Annotated in this window: 16 protein-coding genes; 5 read left to right on the forward strand and 11 right to left on the reverse strand. The window is 43.0% G+C overall.

Annotation, left to right across the window (positions count from 1 at the left end; genetic code table 11):
* Positions 1-32: 32 nt before the first annotated feature.
* The gene (locus CUN85_RS13010) at positions 33-203 is read right to left on the reverse strand and encodes a hypothetical protein (RefSeq protein WP_167848853.1); all 171 of its coding nucleotides are present in this window, start codon (positions 201-203) and stop codon (positions 33-35) included.
* Positions 204-461: 258 nt separating this feature from the next.
* On the opposite strand from CUN85_RS13010, the gene CUN85_RS09625 reads away from it, so the two are divergent.
* Genes CUN85_RS09625 through CUN85_RS09635 form a run of 3 tightly spaced genes read left to right on the forward strand, consistent with a single transcriptional unit; the run spans position 462 to position 2027 of the window.
* Positions 462-1325: a shikimate kinase gene (locus CUN85_RS09625; RefSeq protein WP_135390115.1), complete on the forward strand. Its 864-nt coding sequence runs from the start codon at positions 462-464 to the stop codon at positions 1323-1325.
* Between the two features lie 12 nt (positions 1326-1337).
* Positions 1338-1625 carry a chorismate mutase gene (locus CUN85_RS09630; protein WP_135390116.1) on the forward strand — a complete coding sequence of 96 codons (288 nt, stop codon included), beginning with the start codon at positions 1338-1340 and terminating at the stop codon, positions 1623-1625.
* 12 nt (positions 1626-1637) lie between these two features.
* Positions 1638-2027: a 5-(carboxyamino)imidazole ribonucleotide mutase gene (locus CUN85_RS09635; protein ID WP_135390117.1), complete on the forward strand. Its 390-nt coding sequence runs from the start codon at positions 1638-1640 to the stop codon at positions 2025-2027.
* Here CUN85_RS09635 and CUN85_RS09640 read toward each other — a convergent pair.
* Together CUN85_RS09640 and CUN85_RS09645 are read right to left on the reverse strand one after the other, a co-directional pair.
* Positions 2024-2899, reverse strand: a complete 876-nt coding sequence (locus tag CUN85_RS09640; protein WP_328591261.1) for a methanogen output domain 1-containing protein — start codon at positions 2897-2899, stop codon at positions 2024-2026. The two genes, CUN85_RS09635 and CUN85_RS09640, sit on opposite strands and share 4 nt — an antisense overlap.
* Before the next feature lie 168 nt (positions 2900-3067).
* Positions 3068-3865 carry an ATPase domain-containing protein gene (locus tag CUN85_RS09645; RefSeq protein WP_135390119.1) on the reverse strand — a complete coding sequence of 266 codons (798 nt, stop codon included), beginning with the start codon at positions 3863-3865 and terminating at the stop codon, positions 3068-3070.
* Between the two features lie 257 nt (positions 3866-4122).
* Between CUN85_RS09645 and CUN85_RS09650 the strand changes: the two genes are divergently transcribed.
* Both CUN85_RS09650 and CUN85_RS09655 read left to right on the forward strand, forming a co-directional pair.
* Complete coding sequence (locus CUN85_RS09650) at positions 4123-5850, forward strand: 2-oxoacid:acceptor oxidoreductase subunit alpha (RefSeq protein WP_135390120.1); 1728 nt, start codon at positions 4123-4125, stop codon at positions 5848-5850.
* Positions 5851-6705, forward strand: a complete 855-nt coding sequence (locus tag CUN85_RS09655; protein WP_135390121.1) for a 2-oxoacid:ferredoxin oxidoreductase subunit beta — start codon at positions 5851-5853, stop codon at positions 6703-6705. It abuts the gene before it with no gap.
* Positions 6706-6828: 123 nt separating this feature from the next.
* On the opposite strand, the gene CUN85_RS09660 is transcribed toward CUN85_RS09655, so the two are convergent.
* From CUN85_RS09660 to CUN85_RS09695, 8 genes are all read right to left on the reverse strand, one after another.
* Entirely contained in the window at positions 6829-8187 is a 1359-nt protein-coding gene (locus CUN85_RS09660; RefSeq protein WP_235856277.1) for an Ig-like domain-containing protein, read from the reverse strand.
* A gap of 245 nt (positions 8188-8432) precedes the next feature.
* Positions 8433-10790 (reverse strand): PAS domain S-box protein, encoded by a 2358-nt coding sequence (locus CUN85_RS09665; protein WP_135390123.1) that lies wholly within the window; start codon positions 10788-10790, stop codon positions 8433-8435.
* Positions 10791-10986: 196 nt separating this feature from the next.
* On the reverse strand, positions 10987-11577 hold the full coding sequence (locus CUN85_RS09670; protein ID WP_135390124.1) for a HemK2/MTQ2 family protein methyltransferase: 591 nt from the start codon (positions 11575-11577) through the stop codon (positions 10987-10989).
* Positions 11578-12390, reverse strand: coding sequence for a 16S rRNA (adenine(1518)-N(6)/adenine(1519)-N(6))-dimethyltransferase RsmA (rsmA, locus tag CUN85_RS09675; RefSeq protein ID WP_135390125.1), 813 nt, complete (start codon positions 12388-12390; stop codon positions 11578-11580).
* Positions 12391-12404: 14 nt separating this feature from the next.
* Positions 12405-12998 (reverse strand): DUF655 domain-containing protein, encoded by a 594-nt coding sequence (locus CUN85_RS09680; RefSeq protein ID WP_135390126.1) that lies wholly within the window; start codon positions 12996-12998, stop codon positions 12405-12407.
* Between the two features lie 74 nt (positions 12999-13072).
* Positions 13073-13426 carry an RNA polymerase Rpb4 family protein gene (locus CUN85_RS09685; protein ID WP_135390127.1) on the reverse strand — a complete coding sequence of 118 codons (354 nt, stop codon included), beginning with the start codon at positions 13424-13426 and terminating at the stop codon, positions 13073-13075.
* A gap of 140 nt (positions 13427-13566) precedes the next feature.
* Entirely contained in the window at positions 13567-13863 is a 297-nt protein-coding gene (locus CUN85_RS09690; RefSeq protein ID WP_135390128.1) for a 50S ribosomal protein L21e, read from the reverse strand.
* Positions 13864-13953: 90 nt separating this feature from the next.
* The gene (locus CUN85_RS09695; protein ID WP_135390129.1) at positions 13954-15246 is read right to left on the reverse strand and encodes a tRNA pseudouridine(54/55) synthase Pus10; all 1293 of its coding nucleotides are present in this window, start codon (positions 15244-15246) and stop codon (positions 13954-13956) included.
* Positions 15247-15277 lie beyond the last annotated feature (31 nt).

Below are 15277 nucleotides of genomic sequence, written 5' to 3' on the forward strand. Positions count from 1 at the left end.
AAAATTGAAATGGATAAAAACCGGTTTATATTTTATCCTTCGGCCAGTTTCATCTCTTTCCCACAACAATTAAGTGTTATTTCACACTCATCTCCGCAACCACTACTGCACTCGCTGACGACTTCAAAAGTGATTCCACATTCTTCACAGCTAAACCGCTGTCCTTTCTTCATAACACTGCACGCATTAGTAGAAGGTACCATAATCTTACTCCCCCTGTAGTTTGTCCGAACAGGTTGTTTCCTGTTCTATGAATTGTTTTCTCGTATTGTGTAATAAATGTATCTAATGTCTCATTACTCTATATCTTGTATTTCTGAAACTTTAAATAGCATATTGCCATCTATGTTGCAACACAGATATGGAAGAAACTCCGGTATCATCAAAGTAGCAGATATTAACTGATGGACTTTGTACATTGTTATATTGTTATCTTCGTTATCAAAAATGGTGCAGCAGTAATGACTAGGGAAGGAAGTGCCTATGCGCTTGGTGCAGGTACTGTTATCAACGCAATAGCTACATGGAAAGGTGCAGCATTCGGGATTGATCTGAAGACGTATGCAGACGTGGAGTTATCCCGCGACAGGACAACTATCAGGGGTAATATTGAAGGTGTGTCTGATGCTGATACGACTCTGATTGTAAAGTCTGTGGAGTATGTGCTGGAACATTTCGGGATTGAGATGGGTGGCGTTGTGAGGACAAGAACTGAAGTCCCGCTTGCAAGTGGTCTGAAAAGCAGCAGTGCAGCCGCCAACGCAACAGTGCTCGCAACACTTGATGCCATAGGTGAGGAAATAGACCCTTCGGAAGCTATTCAGCTGGGAGTAAGAGCAGCTAAAGATTCGGGTGTTACCATAACCGGTGCTTTTGATGATGCATGCGCTTCCTTTTTCGGAGGTTTTGTTGTTACCGATAATCGGGAAATGGAACTTGTCAGGAGGTCTGAAAAGGAATCCAGGGTGTTGATATTTGCACCTGACAGGAAATCTTTTAGTTCTTCTACAAATGTAGGCCGTTCTAAACTGGTAGCTCCATGGGTGGATATGGCATACGGTCTTTCTCTGGAAGGGGAGTATGAAAAGGCTATGACTCTTAATGGTTTCCTGTATTGCAGCGCACTGGATTTTGATGCGGAGTTCCTAATGCGTGCACTGGAACTTGGTGTAAAGGGTGTAACATTATCGGGTACCGGTCCTTCCTACGTTGCACTTGTGAATGACCGGTCTGCACACTCTCTCGGGAAAGCATGGGAAGAGTGCGGTGTAAACGGAACTCTGATAAGTACGAAGATTAATAACAGGGGCGCAAGTAAACTTTAGATGGCGGAACATATGACCACTATAAATGAAGTACGTACGGAAATTGAAAAGATAGACCATGAGATCATTGAGCTAATCCACAGAAGGGTCGGTCTTGCAGAAAAAGTTCTTGAATCAAAACAGAAAGAAGGCATGCAGATAAATGACAGGGGGCAGAACCATGTGGTTCTTGACCGTGCTGTTTATGCTGCTACCGAAAAAAATCTTGATACTTCATCAATTAAAGAGATATTTGAGATCCTTATACGTATGAACATTGAACGTCAGCATGAATTAAGCGGTGAAGGAAATCTTCCATAGGAGAGAAAATATATGATAGATATTGCAGTGATAATGGGTTCTGAATCAGACAGAGCTATTGCTAACAGGGTAACCGGCGTGCTGGATAACAGTAAATATTCCTATGATGTGCAGGTAATATCGGCACATCGCAATCCGGACAAACTCGATGAGTATGTATCCCAGAGCGAATCAAAAGTCTATATTGCAATTGCCGGTCTGTCAGCTGCTCTGCCGGGAGTTATCGCTTCTAAGACCAAGATGCCTGTTATTGGTGTCCCGGTCAGCGCAAAAATGATGGGTCTGGATGCCCTGCTCTCAACAGCCCAGATGCCTCCTGGGGTGCCGGTTGCAAGTGTGGGTGTGGATAACGGTGCCAATGCAGCTTATCTCGCAATAAGGATACTTGACCTCATACCTTAATCCAGCTTTGTCAGTTCGAACAGGCAATGCTCGTCTCCATTTCCCATGGTCTCAAGGACATCTACCTCCATGTCCTCTTCTCTCATGTGTATGATCCTTGAGAATATCCCTCTGGAAAGTGTGCAGAGTATGGGGTTGGATCGGGCTTCCTCTTTACCCCATGGACAAGTGTCACCTTTTATAGTAAAGCTTTTGCCTTCATCCATGTTCTCTACTTCAAAATTGGAGCCTAGCTGGTTGATTATCTGACAGCAAAGCTCACCTATGCATTCATATCCAAGAATATCACTTTCGGTGTTGACATTCTCAAAAATAGCTTCTACGACCATATCTATCATCTGATGGATAACAATGTTCTTTTGCTCTGGAGGTAGTGTTTTCAATAGAGCCGGAATTATCTGGGTAAGCACTGAACGTATACGGTTTTGAAGCTCCAGTTTATTCTTTTCAGCTAACAGATCGAAGTGTAGGTCCTTTAGTCTGAGCAAAGAATTGATTCTTGTAAGAAGTTCCAGTTTGTTCACAGGTTTTGTCAGAAACTCGTCGGCTCCTGCTTCAATACCTGTGATCCAGTCGTTCCTGCCGGAAAGTGCTGTTACCATAACTATCGGGATGAACTGTGTTTCCGGATCGTTTTTTAAATGTTCGCATACCTGGTACCCGTTCATTTCAGGCATCATTACATCAAGTAAAATTATGTCCGGAATTTCATTCCTGACCTTTTCAATTGCTTCATGACCATTGGTGGCAGCGATTACACTATATCTGTCTTCCAGGTATGCCCGGAGTAATTCTATATTCATTGTTTCATCATCAACAATGAGGATTTTTGCTTTCTGATCGCTGGGAATGTTAACAACTCCTCTGAATATGCAATACTACAACATATTTATAAATTTTATTTATATATAAGTATTTAATTTTAATTATTTTTATAACTATCGCTATGCACGATTATTGTAATAAAATACTATATATTAACATAAAATCCTAAAATGAAAGATTCAGGATAATGCTGGGAATGGATATTCCTGTGTAATTCAGATCTCAACAAGTTTACTTTTTGAACCCTTGAGCTTTATGCCTGCAGCAGTAATATCAAATACATTTACATCAAGGGCAATTTTGGTGCTGCGCATCTTTGGTATGCTTAAGAACCGTTCATTATTTCCTGTATAAGGATTCTCTTTCACGAATAGTTTTACCGCCCCGTGGGTGGAATAATCCGCTATCCTGTGTGTCATTTCATATGCAGCTTCGTCCATTATATGCAGGGTGGTGGTCTTTTGTTTTGCAAGCAGGCGATTCAATGTGTCAAACCTGTCCCTGAATTCCTTTGCAGTCAGTCCGAAAGCAAGAACTCCGATATTGTCGATGACAGCGACATCCGTACCTTCCGGAATAAGCCTTACGATATCGATAAGATCTATCTCCTCTATATTAAAGCCGGTCTGATCGGGTCTGATGTGTCTGTCCAGGCCGGTTTCTTCAATGATCTCTATTTCAGTGTCACTGAACTCTTCAGTGAGCATTGAATCACGTGCAATGCCTCCGGTTCTGAACTCAACAACAGGCTTGATCCGCAGATTTCCTTTCTCGATGAAAGAATCAAGGCCAAGTCCGAGCATGGCTGCCTGTTCCAGAAGGTCTTCAGGCATTTCCTCGGTTGCGACCATAATACATTTTTTTCCATCCATGCAGGACTTATGCAGAAAATGCAGTCCGAAAATAGTCTTCCCTGCTCCCGGGACACCAGTTACAAGTATGCCTCTGCCTTTGGGATAGCCGCCCCCGATCTTCTTGTCCAAGTTCTCAATACCCGTTGGCATCCTTTCCATTTATATCACTTTGCGCCTTGTTTTTCTTATCTCTACAGATTATGATATATTGTATCTTATATAAATATATCCTTATCTTTAAATATTTATTCTCCTATTTTATTATCGAATATTAAATAGGACGGTTACAAATATAAGGCCAGGAGTCGAATAATTCAAATGTGTGGTAGTAAAGTCTTTTAATGTATCTGCCGGGTTGAATTGTTTCCCGGTCTACATATCTGGAAATTATGATTAGAACCAAGAGGGGGATTTCAATGAAAGTGGATCTTACTATAAAAATAGGTGGAGCAGCAGGTCAGGGCCTGGATACGATTGGAAGTGTCCTGTCAAGGACTTTGATGAAATGTGGTTTTTTTGTTTTCGGCACGCAATATTATCTGTCAAGGATAAGGGGTGGCCATAATACTTTTCAGATGCGCATCAGTGATGAAAGCATAAAAGCAATGGATGAGAAAGTTGACATGCTGGTAGCTCTTGACCGGGCTTCTATTGAGAAACATCTTGATGAGATGACAGATGGGGTTGTGATAGTTGACATGGATACTGTTAAACCGCAAGAAGAGCACGACTCTCTTTTCCATGTGCCTCTTTTGAAGATCGCAAAAGACACCGGCGGCAATAAGCTATATGCTAATTCTGTTGCAGTCGGGGCAGTTATGGGTCTTATGTGCCTGGACTTTGATGTCCTGGCAGAAGTACTTTCTTCAATATTCAAGAAAAAGGGCCAGGAAGTTATTGACAATAATATCAAGGCCGCACGAGCGGGTTATGATCATGCAAGGGATAACTATCCACATGGCTGCAAGTTCGGTATCGAGCAACCTGAAAAACATCACAACAAAATGCTTATTTCAGGAAATGAGGCCGTAGGCCTGGGAGCTTTGGCCGCGGGCCTGCAGTTCATTTCCTCCTATCCCATGACTCCTTCAACCGGTGTGATGAACTATATTGCAGGCAAGGCCAACAAATTCGGTCTGGTATTTGAACAGGCCGAGGATGAGATCGCTGCACTGAATATGGTTCTGGGTGCATCTTTTACAGGTGCACGGTCTATGGTGACTACGTCCGGGGGAGGTTTTTGCCTGATGGTGGAGGCGCTTGGTCTTGCAGGCATAACTGAAACTCCTGTGGTTATATTCCAGGCACAGCGTCCGGGGCCGGCGACCGGTCTTCCGACGATGACCGAGCAAGGTGATCTGTTATTTGCAATACATGCCGCACAGGGTGAGTTCCCGCGATGTGTCCTTGCACCTGGTACTCCCCAGGATTGCTTCTATATGACTGCCAAGGCTTTCAATATTGCAGATAAGTATCAGATACCTGTTATTGTAATGAGCGACCAGTATCTTGCAGACTCTCTGTTCACTTGTGAAAGATTTGATCAGGCAAAGATCTCTATTGAAAGGCATCTGCTGTCTGATGAGGACATAAAAGGCATGCAGGGAGAGTACAGGAGATACAAGATAACTTCCAGTGGAATCTCTCCCAGGGCTCTTCCCGGACAGGATGGAGTGCTTGTTGGTGCTGACAGTGACGAACATGATGAATTCGGACATATAGACGAGACTCAGGAGAACAGAATAAGTATGGTTCACAAAAGAATGAACAAACTGGAACTACTCAGGGAAGAGATGCAGGTCCCCGGTGTTCACGGTCCTGAGGATGCCGAGCTGACTCTTATAGGGTGGGGTTCAACCTACGGACCTCTGGCTGAATCTGTGGATACTCTCAACGGGCAGGGCCACTCTGTAAATCTGGTACATTTCACCCACGTATACCCACTTCCGGCAGAAAAGATCAGGAAGTTGCTTGCAGGGTCTGGAAAGAAGATATGTGTTGAGAATAACAGGTTGAGCCAGTTCGCTCGCTTGCTTGCAGCTGAGACCGGGATTGAGATGTATGATAATGTTGTCCGGTACGACGGGCTTCCTTTCACTCCGGAGTCCATAATAGATGCCCTGAGGGAAAAGGGGGTGGTATAAATGGTAAGCGTTGAAGATTATGGGAACTTTGATACGGCATGGTGTCCGGGCTGTGGTGACTTCGGAATACTCAAAGCCCTGAAAAAAGCTCTTGTGGATCTGGGAAGATCTCCCAATGAAATGTTGCTGGTTTCCGGTATAGGGCAGGCTGGAAAACTTCCTCACTACCTTAAATGTAATTTCTTTAACGGACTGCATGGGCGAACCCTTCCGCCGGCTACAGCTGCGAAGATTGTGAACCATGAGTTGACAGTCATGGCAATAGCGGGTGACGGTGACTGCTATGGAGAAGGTGGCAATCATTTCATACATGCTATACGGCGGAATCCGAATGTGACCCTGCTCGTTCATAACAACCAGATATACGGTCTTACCAAGGGTCAGGCATCACCCACAAGCGAGCGTGGCATGAAGACAAAGGTCAATCAGGAAGGGGTATTCAACAGGCAGCTTAATCCGCTTGCCCTGGCAATCTCACAGGACTGCTCGTTTGTCGGCAGGGGATTTGCAGGTGATATAAAGCATCTTACTGAACTTATCAGTAAAGCCATCGAGCACAAAGGCTTTTCACTTGTTGACATACTCCAGCCATGTGTCACTTTCAACAAACTTAACACATTCAAATGGTATTCAGAAAGGGTCTATGAAATGGATGAAAGTGAATATCCTTTAAATGACAGGGTTAAAGCCTTCGAAAAATCTTTGGAATGGGGTGAAAGGATACCTCTTGGCGTGCTTTATGTCAACGAAAGGCCTGTTTTCGGGGACAGCCTTGATGCGCTGAAGTCCGGTCCTCTTGTCAGGAAAGAACCAAAGACCGAGCTTGTGAATGAACTGATCGATGGGTTCATGTGAGCATAGAAATATCGGTCTTCATTACCTTTTTTATTCATACCGGAAAGCCAGCGGAGGGTCGATAGTTCAAACTATTTATGGGTAAATAAAAAAACAGGTAAAAAAGAAGAATAGATGGATCGATCAATTCTTCTTTCTCATGGATACGAATGCCAGACCTAGTACGGCTGCAATTGGAAGTACAATTGTCGGGAATTCCGGAATTTCAGTTTTATCCTCATTTGGTTTGTCAGAAGTAATCCCTTCCCAGACCTTTGTGATCTGATTGGAGTAAACGGTCGATTGCTGGCTATTGATAAAGCTGGCAATAATCACATCGCTTCCATCATCAGTACCAAGGTAAGTGAATGTTGCTTCACCATTGCTGTCCGTATATGCTGAGTTTGTCAATCCCTGGTGGGGTCCTGAAAGGATCTCAAAATTAACTTCTTTTGACTCAACAGGATCACCGTTATTGTCCTGAACAGTTGCTGTTACTGTATGATAAGTTCCAACAGGGTTAGTTGCTGATGCCGGTCCGAGTACAATGCCCTCGCCTACTACAGCTACGGTTGATTTGAGATTGAAGTATGCAAAGAAAATATTATCATCGTTTGATGGATTCCTTGTGTATACAGAAATTGTGCTGTTGCCACTTTCTACAAATGAGAGGATGTTATACAGTTCATCATCCAGGCGTTGGTCGTTATAAGCTGTCTGGAACGGGCTGACAGGATTCTCATTACTATCATCCAGCCCGCCGACAGTGATTAATTGGCCATTGGATGCAATTTCCCCGTCATCTGATCCACCGGCTGCGGATGTCAGTCTCTGTCCGTTCACTTCAACAATGCTGTACTGTGATGAACCTGACTGATAGCTGTATGATATGCCAAGTCCCATATCAAAGCTCATGTCAGGAACGCTTTTGTTGATGGGTTCTGCAAGAAGCAGGTTGAAAGTGTCCCCATCAATATCCTGTGCACCGAAGAGTAGGACAATAGTGTTGTCATTGACTTGGCTTGGATCGTCAAAGATAACTACTAGTACACTTCCATCTATGTTATAGGAATATTCTTCAGTAATTGTGAAATCGATTCTTCCTGCCGGAGCATTGTCGATCTTTGCCTTTACAAGGGATGTGACATCTGCCCAGTGATTGTAAGTATATTTGTAGACAAAGTCATCCCAGTTAACATCCTGGCCATCTATCTCTATCTGGCCATCTGCAATCTGGTTTGGGCCCCAGAGAGAGGCAGCAGCCATATATGCTGATCTTACTGTTGCACCAGCTGGTTTTTCAACCTGGATGATTCCGGTGCCGGCAGTTCCCAATCCGTCAACTGAAAGGCTTAGTTTTCCGGTTTCAGTCACCATTGGTGAAAGGCTTGTATCAGATTCAGATGTAAGTTCGATAGATGTTATACTTATTTGTGTGTTTTCATCAATAACAATACCTGGTGTTACTTCGGAAGCATTTGCCATCATAATAAAAGATGTCATAAGCACAGCAAAGCACACCAAAAAAACAATTACAGTTTTCAAACTGTCTTTTACCATCATACCACCTTTACTTCTATACTTTCAAGAAAAAGTAGGTCAATTACTGATTAGTATCTTATGTATTTAAAGTTATTTTGTATGTTTTTTTAAAAATACTAAAAAAGGTATGTATAATTTATTTATGATTTACTTTAGATAAAAATACAAAAAGGTTCATGTGCTTTTATTAAGCTTGCACTGAAGCCTTAATCTGCGGATGACTCAATCTCCGCATCAGTTATTAAGACATCTTCATCTCGGATGGGTATTGTGAAAGTGAATGTACTTCCTTTTCCGGGTTCGCTTTCGACTGTTATATCACCGTCGTGTAGTTCGACGAACCTTTTTACAAGTGCCAGTCCAAGGCCTGTGCCCTGATACTTCCTGGATATAGAGGAATCTATCTGATGGAAGGGCGTGAACAGTTTGCTTTGCTCCTCTGCCGATATTCCTATACCGGTATCGGTTACAGATATTTCTGCCATATTGTCCTTCTTACGTGCAACCACTTTTATTAGCCCTTTCTCAGGAGTGAACTTGACTGCGTTGCTCAGAAGGTTATAGAGTATCTGTCTGAACTTAATCTCATCGGCATTCAGGGACAGTTTGTCCGGGTCAACAGAAAACTTTAGTTCAATATGTTTCTTTTTTACAAGAGGTGAGATTACATTCTGTACGTTTCTCATCGTATCAAGTACCTGGAGCTCCCGGAAGTGCACCTCCATCTTCCCTGATTCCACTTTGGAAATGTCAAGTATATTGTTTATAAGTTCGAGGAGGTGTTTTCCACTTGTGTGGATATGCTCCGCGAACTTTTTCTGCTTTTGGCTCAGATCTCCGAAGTTCCGGTCCTGCAGAATTTCAGAATAACCCATAATTGCATTGAGTGGTGTCCTGAGTTCATGGCTCATATTTGCAAGAAACTCGCTCTTGGCACGATTCGCATTTTCAGCTTCTGTTTTTGATTCTACTACAAATCGTTCAATTTTTTTGATATCTGTAATGTCATCGACACTAACTATTATTTTTGGCTCGCTCCCCATATCTATGTAGGATGTTGATACCAGAAAACTCCGTGACATCTGACTTCCGTTGGGCAGGAGAAATCTTACTGTACCTTCTTTCTTCTGAACCCCAGAACGTTTTCTAAGAGTTTCCTGTTCTGCTTTTTTAAAGACACATTGGATGCAATTTACATTCATGCCACACCCATTACCTTTTAAAGCATTGATGCAGGAGAATACATCTCCAGCTCTATGGCCTATTATGTTCTCTTTATCTCTTGTTGTACATTCCATGGCTGCCTTGTTGACTTTTTCAATTATTCCGTGTTTGTTCACCAGTAGCATCACTGTGGGTGCAAGGTTAAAAATCGAGTCTAACATATTTTTTTGTCTTTGCAGCTCAGCTTCATGCTTTCTGCGTTCGGTAATATCACGGCTGATACCAAGGAACAACTTGAAATTCCCCTCATCATCAAGAACAGGATTGATGTGTAACTCGGTCCATACGGTTGACCCGCCTTTACATGGTTGTTCGACTTCGATTGTGCGGGGTGTATCTGGAATGATGCCTTTTTTAAACTCCCTGAAAAATGTCTCAAGTATGCTGTCTATAAGTGCAAAGGAATGAGGTGTCAGTCTCTTATCAAGAGGCAGTTCCATGACTTCTTCAGGAGTATAACCTCTGAGTTTTTCAACAGAAGGGCTGATGTACATGAATTTCTTATTCCTGTCAAGTATCCATATAACATCGTTCGCACTTTCAGCGATGAGACGGAATTTTTCTTCGCTTTCCTTCAGGGCTTTTTCTGTTTCTTTTCTTTGTGTTATGTCCTGGGAGATACCCATCATCTTTTCAGGCTTCCCATTCTCACCGAACAGGGGTTTAAGAAATAAAGAGTGCCAGTAGGTCTTTTTTTCAAAAGGTATACTTCGAAATTCTACATGTATTGACTTTCCTTCCCGGCAAAGTCCTACCTTTTCCCGGAACATCTTCCTGTCATCAGGGTGAATAAAACTGTGAAATGCATCAAAATCTCTATTTAAGATCCCAAGCGGTATAACGGTACTAACTCCTCGTGTTGTTTCCCGTATTATATGATCATCTTTAAAGTCCCACTCCCACAATTGAAGTCTGGCAGTTTCAAGTGCAAGCTGTAAGCTTTGTTCGTTTATTTCGTTAATGGTATCAGGATTACACTTATTCACGGATAGGAGTGCTCTTTCGACTATCAGTCTGAGCACATTCTCTTCAAAGGGTTCCTTAACGTACCAGACATATTCGGTCGATAGTATTTTTTGGCAAAGATCATCTGAGAATTCTATAACTATGAATACGATTGGTATTTGCTTATCCCGGGAGTACTGGAGAGCGTGACCAACTATTCCTTCGTTCAAATGTGCGTAACAAAAAAGCAAATCCGGATTCTCATTAATCAGTTCTCTCTGGTATGTATTTTCAAGAGGATTTAGAACGTGAGTTAAAAGGCCTATCTTACCAAGCATGAATACAAGCTTATTGTTTGCTTTTTCCTTATGGCCGATTATTGTTATATTCCTCATTAACTCTCGCCGCTGAAAATCATTGATGATTTAAGGATACTGCTAAAGTTCAAATGTTACTTTATTTAGTAACCTTATTCTATTTCAATTGATCTATTTTATATTTATATTGAAAAGCAGGCAGTTAAAATTCAGAACTTAAAGAGTATCGGTATTTCATCAGAAAAGATAAGTTTAACTTAATTAGCGTGGTGCTTTAGCTGAATTTTCCTTCAATTACTACCAGTTCCTCAAAAGAACATTTGGTACGTGCAATTATGCGGGTTTTGAATCCGTGCCTGTACATAAGTGCTTTGACTTCTTCTATGTCCGTTAATGAGGATATCATAATCACTATGGTCCCTTCTTCTTTCAGATGGCTGCTGACTTCTTCTATAAAGCGAATGATGACTTTACGTCCATCCTTTCCGCCATCGAAGGCATAGTTGAGCCATCCCGGGACTTTCTCTTCATCGGATGTCGGCAGGTATGGCGGATTGAAAATGATGATGTCGAAATGCCTTTCCTTTATTATGCCGGCAAACATATCTGTCCTGATGACCGCTACACCATTGGACTTTGCACACAGGGCTGCATGAGGGTTTATCTCTGTGGCGGTAAGTTCGATGTTTCTGTTCGCCTGCACGACGGAAGCCACAAAACCTGTTCCTGTTCCTATTTCCAGCACCTTCATGCCGTCGATGCAGACTTCAAGTGCCGCATCCGCAAGTAAAAAAGAATCTTCTGCAGGTTCGTAGACGCTCTCTGCAATTTTCACCGCAGCATTCCTGTAGTTGATAGTGACCATCTAAATACCTTGTTTATGCCTGTACAAGAGGTTCGCAAGGTATGCAAATTCTGCAGGCTCAAGATTTTCAGGTCGCTTTCCAAGCATTTCCTCGGGTAGTTCGTTTATGAATTCTCTCATGTCGGGGATGCCAAGCAGCTGTTTGTTCCTGATGATGGAATTTCTCATTTTCTTGCGTCTCTGTCCGAAAACAGCAGTAACGAATTCAAGGAAGTATTTCTCGTCAAGAACCTTGAAAGTTGAAGGCCGGGGTACAAGTTTCACAACGGCGGACAGCACTTCAGGTGGCGGTGAGAAAGCTCCTCTGGGGACCTTCATTATAATAGACGCGTCAGCAAAATAATGTGTGTTCACTGAAAGCCTGCTATAATCTCCAGAGTTTGCCCGGGCTACCATACGTTCTGCGAACTCGTACTGGTACATCAGGATCCCCAGGCTGAATTCATGCTTCAAGAGCCTGAAAGTGATTTCAGAGGAGATGGAATATGGAAGATTTGAAACAACTTTATCAAACTTTGGAAAATCAACATCAAGGACATCAGCATGGATGATTTCCAGCTTTTCAGTTCCGCCAAAACGGTTCATAAGTACATCAACAAGGGCCGGATCACGCTCTATGGCAATCACTTTTTTTGCGTGTACCATTAGCCTCTCGGTAAGGTTGCCGATGCCTGCCCCAATCTCAAGTATGACCTCATCAGGCTGGATGTCTGCTGCATTGACTATCCTGTCAAGCATGTGTTCATCCACAAGAAAATGCTGGTCATGGTTTCCTCCGCGGATGCCATATTTCCTGAGAATATCCCTGACCAAGAAAAGAACACCTTTTATTGTTTTGGGCGTTTGGGAGGAAGGGTGAACAGCCTGTATTTTATATTGTCGTCCTTTAGTTCCTCAACGATACGGTTTGATATCACTTTCTGTGGTGAATGTACTCCTCCGACCCTTTCGTGAAGTTCTTCAAGACTGCTAAACGGACCTTTCTTCCTTTCATCTATAATGGCCCACATCAGTTTTTTCCCAATTCCCGGTAACAGTTCAAGCATGTGAAGCCTGTTGGTTATGGGATGTGCTTCATTAAAGAATTTCACAAACTTCTCTTCATCATGCTTAACGTTTATCTCCAGGATGAATGGAAGTTCTAACTGAGCACCCTGACTGAGGGTGCTGTACGATATCCTGTGTTTGACATGGTCTATCTCGTCCCTGTCCCCTTCACCAATATATACTCGGGATTGGATATCGGGGATCTTGCCTTCTTTCGGTACAAGTTCTATAAGGGCGAAATTCTTTTCACCAACCACCTGTACCACTGGCTTTTTCTGATAGGATGGCCGCCTGTCATCAGTATTTCCATACGGCAGGTAATCCAGGACCCATGCAAATTCTTCTTTTTCTGGTGGCTTTCCCCTTGTTGTCATATCTTCTCTCCGGTGTACCCACTGCTAATGATAAATTATTCTTGCTCTTAAAAAAGGATGTATATGATATAAATCTAATCCATTGCTTCTTCGACCATTTCAAGCATCTGGTCAAGTTCCTCTTCGACTAAAGTGAATCTCTCTTTTGCATAGAGGGACCTGAGCTCATCCCTTGTCTGGGGCATGATATCTGCGATTCTGATCGCAATCTCAGGTTTCATCTTTTCAAGCTCAAGAAGCTTGTTCACAAGTTCCCTTGATTTTTCCGGCGATGATTTTGAGAACATGTCCGCATGATTTATGGCTTTACGTAATTCATATCCCAGCTCTTCTTCGTTCTGTAAACGTTCTTCCATAATCTCGTGCAAAACTCCCTTCACTTCCGGAAGGGTCAACATCTCTTCGCTCAGAATTTGCTTCACAATCATTGATATACACTCTTTCAAAAATTAACTAGTTCTCTCGTCTGACATCGTTAAAAAAATGTCTGATATTATCCCCATTGTTGGCAATAGAGATATATCTGACGTTATGGGAATTTCAGGTCAATATCTGAAAATATCCCTGATCAGTTATTCTTCTGTAATTTCAGATGCTGTGGAAGGGAGACTATCTCTTTTGTAGCATTACCATCCCTTATGTGGAGCAGGTAGGCACGGCCACGCTGACCCGTAACCTTTCCGGTCTTTCCCTGGAACCTGGCATGTGGCATTCCTTTCTGTACACTGGGATCGATGTCGATGTGTACCATCTGTCCTTCATTAAACTCCTGGATGGCTTTGCTTACTGGTGAAAGTCCCCTTTCTCTAACAGTTTTCTTCAGTTTATAGCGTGTACAGCATTTCTCTCCGTGTGATGTTGGCATGATTTTTCCTCCGTTGATCAACTAGATTCGATTAAATTCTATTTTTATATAATGATTAGTTTATGATTTGTCCGTGGACCTGGCAGATGCTTAAATGTCAACATTCATGACATCCAGTTCAGTAACCTTTGCCTGTATACCCAGTACACCTGTTAGGCTTGGCTGCGTTCTTCCTTCATCACCGGACGTAAGTTCCTTGACGTATAATCCGCCGTCACATTGCACTTGTATGACAGCATGCTCATCTGTAAATTCCAGAAGCTGCATGTCATGAACACTTCTCTTTCTGATCAGATCAGCCCTTCTGTGGGATACACGTTGTGGTGTTCTCTGTGAGATCTCAACTCCAATCAGACTGTTGATGGCAGATATAAGCTTTTCCTTGGAAACTGGCTCATTGAATGTAACTTTTAAGTTATAAACTTTATCCGCCTGGGATGTTTTCAGTTTCTCTATTACTTCCTTGGTCACTATCCTGAGGTCGCTGACTTCTACCTTCTCACTGGCAAATGCGTTAATCCTCTTTTGAAGTTCGGCCACATCAATGGAGCGTATGGATGGCTCAAGGGCCTCAACCACGAAGGGTCTTCCGGTACCAAGCATTAGTGCATCGATATCTTCCCTTCCGGCTCCATGGAACTTCGTATCCGTAGCATCACACATCTTCACAACTTCTTCGCGGATGAGCTCATCCACCGATTCGGGGTATTGCTTACCTGTGAGATCACATCTTTCACAGCCTTTTCCGCCGCATGTCCTGCAGGGCCACCTGGTCTGCGGAATGCCTCTCGCGATTTTCCTGTACCTGCCCTGGATGTAAAGCGAGCGTATCTGGAGCTTTACCTTATCGTTTGCAATGTCGAGGGTGACAAGGATGTCAGGTCTTTCGAACTCTACCTCTTTACCGTTACGTGCTGCAATGAGCTTTCCGGCTTCCCTGTTCATCTCGCTCTTGAATTGTTCGGCATACGTGATCCCGCACTCGCTCCAGAGTATCTCCTCATTCTCCGCAAGCAATCCACTGATTTTTGTTCCTACGAGGAAGGTGGAGTATTCGATGTCACCGATAGCTTCAATGGCGCGGTCAGCCCATATGCCAAGATTGTCATACAGCCCCAGGCAGACCCAGCACTGACTATCTTCTTCGGTGATGCCAAGGCTCTTTCTTGCAAAAGGACTACTCTGTGCAAGTTCTTTCAGGATGGTGTCATCTCCCTTTTCCTTCAATAGGAGGTCACCCTCCATGGCAAGGGCAAGTTTTATGGCACGTCCCCTCTCCACGTTCGTAAGACCTGTGGATAATTTCGCGAACTGCCTTCCAATGCAGTTATCACAGATGGGACCCTCATCGATTATTTTTTTAGCAGTTTCAAGTATTGTCATTTGATCACTTGTAATATTATCTGGCTCATGA

This window comes from Methanolobus halotolerans (genome assembly GCF_004745425.1).
In the GTDB taxonomy this organism is placed as follows: domain Archaea; phylum Halobacteriota; class Methanosarcinia; order Methanosarcinales; family Methanosarcinaceae; genus Methanolobus; species Methanolobus halotolerans.

What these genes read in the sequence shown, in the direction of transcription:
- CUN85_RS13010 (WP_167848853.1), bottom strand. Translation starts at nt 203, where the DNA reads ATGGTACCTTCTACTAATGCGTGCAGTGTTATGAAGAAAGGACAGCGG.
- CUN85_RS09625 (WP_135390115.1), top strand. Translation starts at nt 462, where the DNA reads ATGACTAGGGAAGGAAGTGCCTATGCGCTTGGTGCAGGTACTGTTATC.
- CUN85_RS09630 (WP_135390116.1), top strand. Translation starts at nt 1,338, where the DNA reads ATGACCACTATAAATGAAGTACGTACGGAAATTGAAAAGATAGACCAT.
- CUN85_RS09635 (WP_135390117.1), top strand. Translation starts at nt 1,638, where the DNA reads ATGATAGATATTGCAGTGATAATGGGTTCTGAATCAGACAGAGCTATT.
- CUN85_RS09645 (WP_135390119.1), bottom strand. Translation starts at nt 3,865, where the DNA reads ATGGAAAGGATGCCAACGGGTATTGAGAACTTGGACAAGAAGATCGGG.
- CUN85_RS09650 (WP_135390120.1), top strand. Translation starts at nt 4,123, where the DNA reads ATGAAAGTGGATCTTACTATAAAAATAGGTGGAGCAGCAGGTCAGGGC.
- CUN85_RS09655 (WP_135390121.1), top strand. Translation starts at nt 5,851, where the DNA reads ATGGTAAGCGTTGAAGATTATGGGAACTTTGATACGGCATGGTGTCCG.
- CUN85_RS09660 (WP_235856277.1), bottom strand. Translation starts at nt 8,187, where the DNA reads ATGACATCTTTTATTATGATGGCAAATGCTTCCGAAGTAACACCAGGT.
- CUN85_RS09665 (WP_135390123.1), bottom strand. Translation starts at nt 10,790, where the DNA reads ATGAGGAATATAACAATAATCGGCCATAAGGAAAAAGCAAACAATAAG.
- CUN85_RS09670 (WP_135390124.1), bottom strand. Translation starts at nt 11,577, where the DNA reads ATGGTCACTATCAACTACAGGAATGCTGCGGTGAAAATTGCAGAGAGC.
- CUN85_RS09680 (WP_135390126.1), bottom strand. Translation starts at nt 12,998, where the DNA reads ATGACAACAAGGGGAAAGCCACCAGAAAAAGAAGAATTTGCATGGGTC.
- CUN85_RS09685 (WP_135390127.1), bottom strand. Translation starts at nt 13,426, where the DNA reads ATGATTGTGAAGCAAATTCTGAGCGAAGAGATGTTGACCCTTCCGGAA.
- CUN85_RS09690 (WP_135390128.1), bottom strand. Translation starts at nt 13,863, where the DNA reads ATGCCAACATCACACGGAGAGAAATGCTGTACACGCTATAAACTGAAG.
- CUN85_RS09695 (WP_135390129.1), bottom strand. Translation starts at nt 15,246, where the DNA reads ATGACAATACTTGAAACTGCTAAAAAAATAATCGATGAGGGTCCCATC.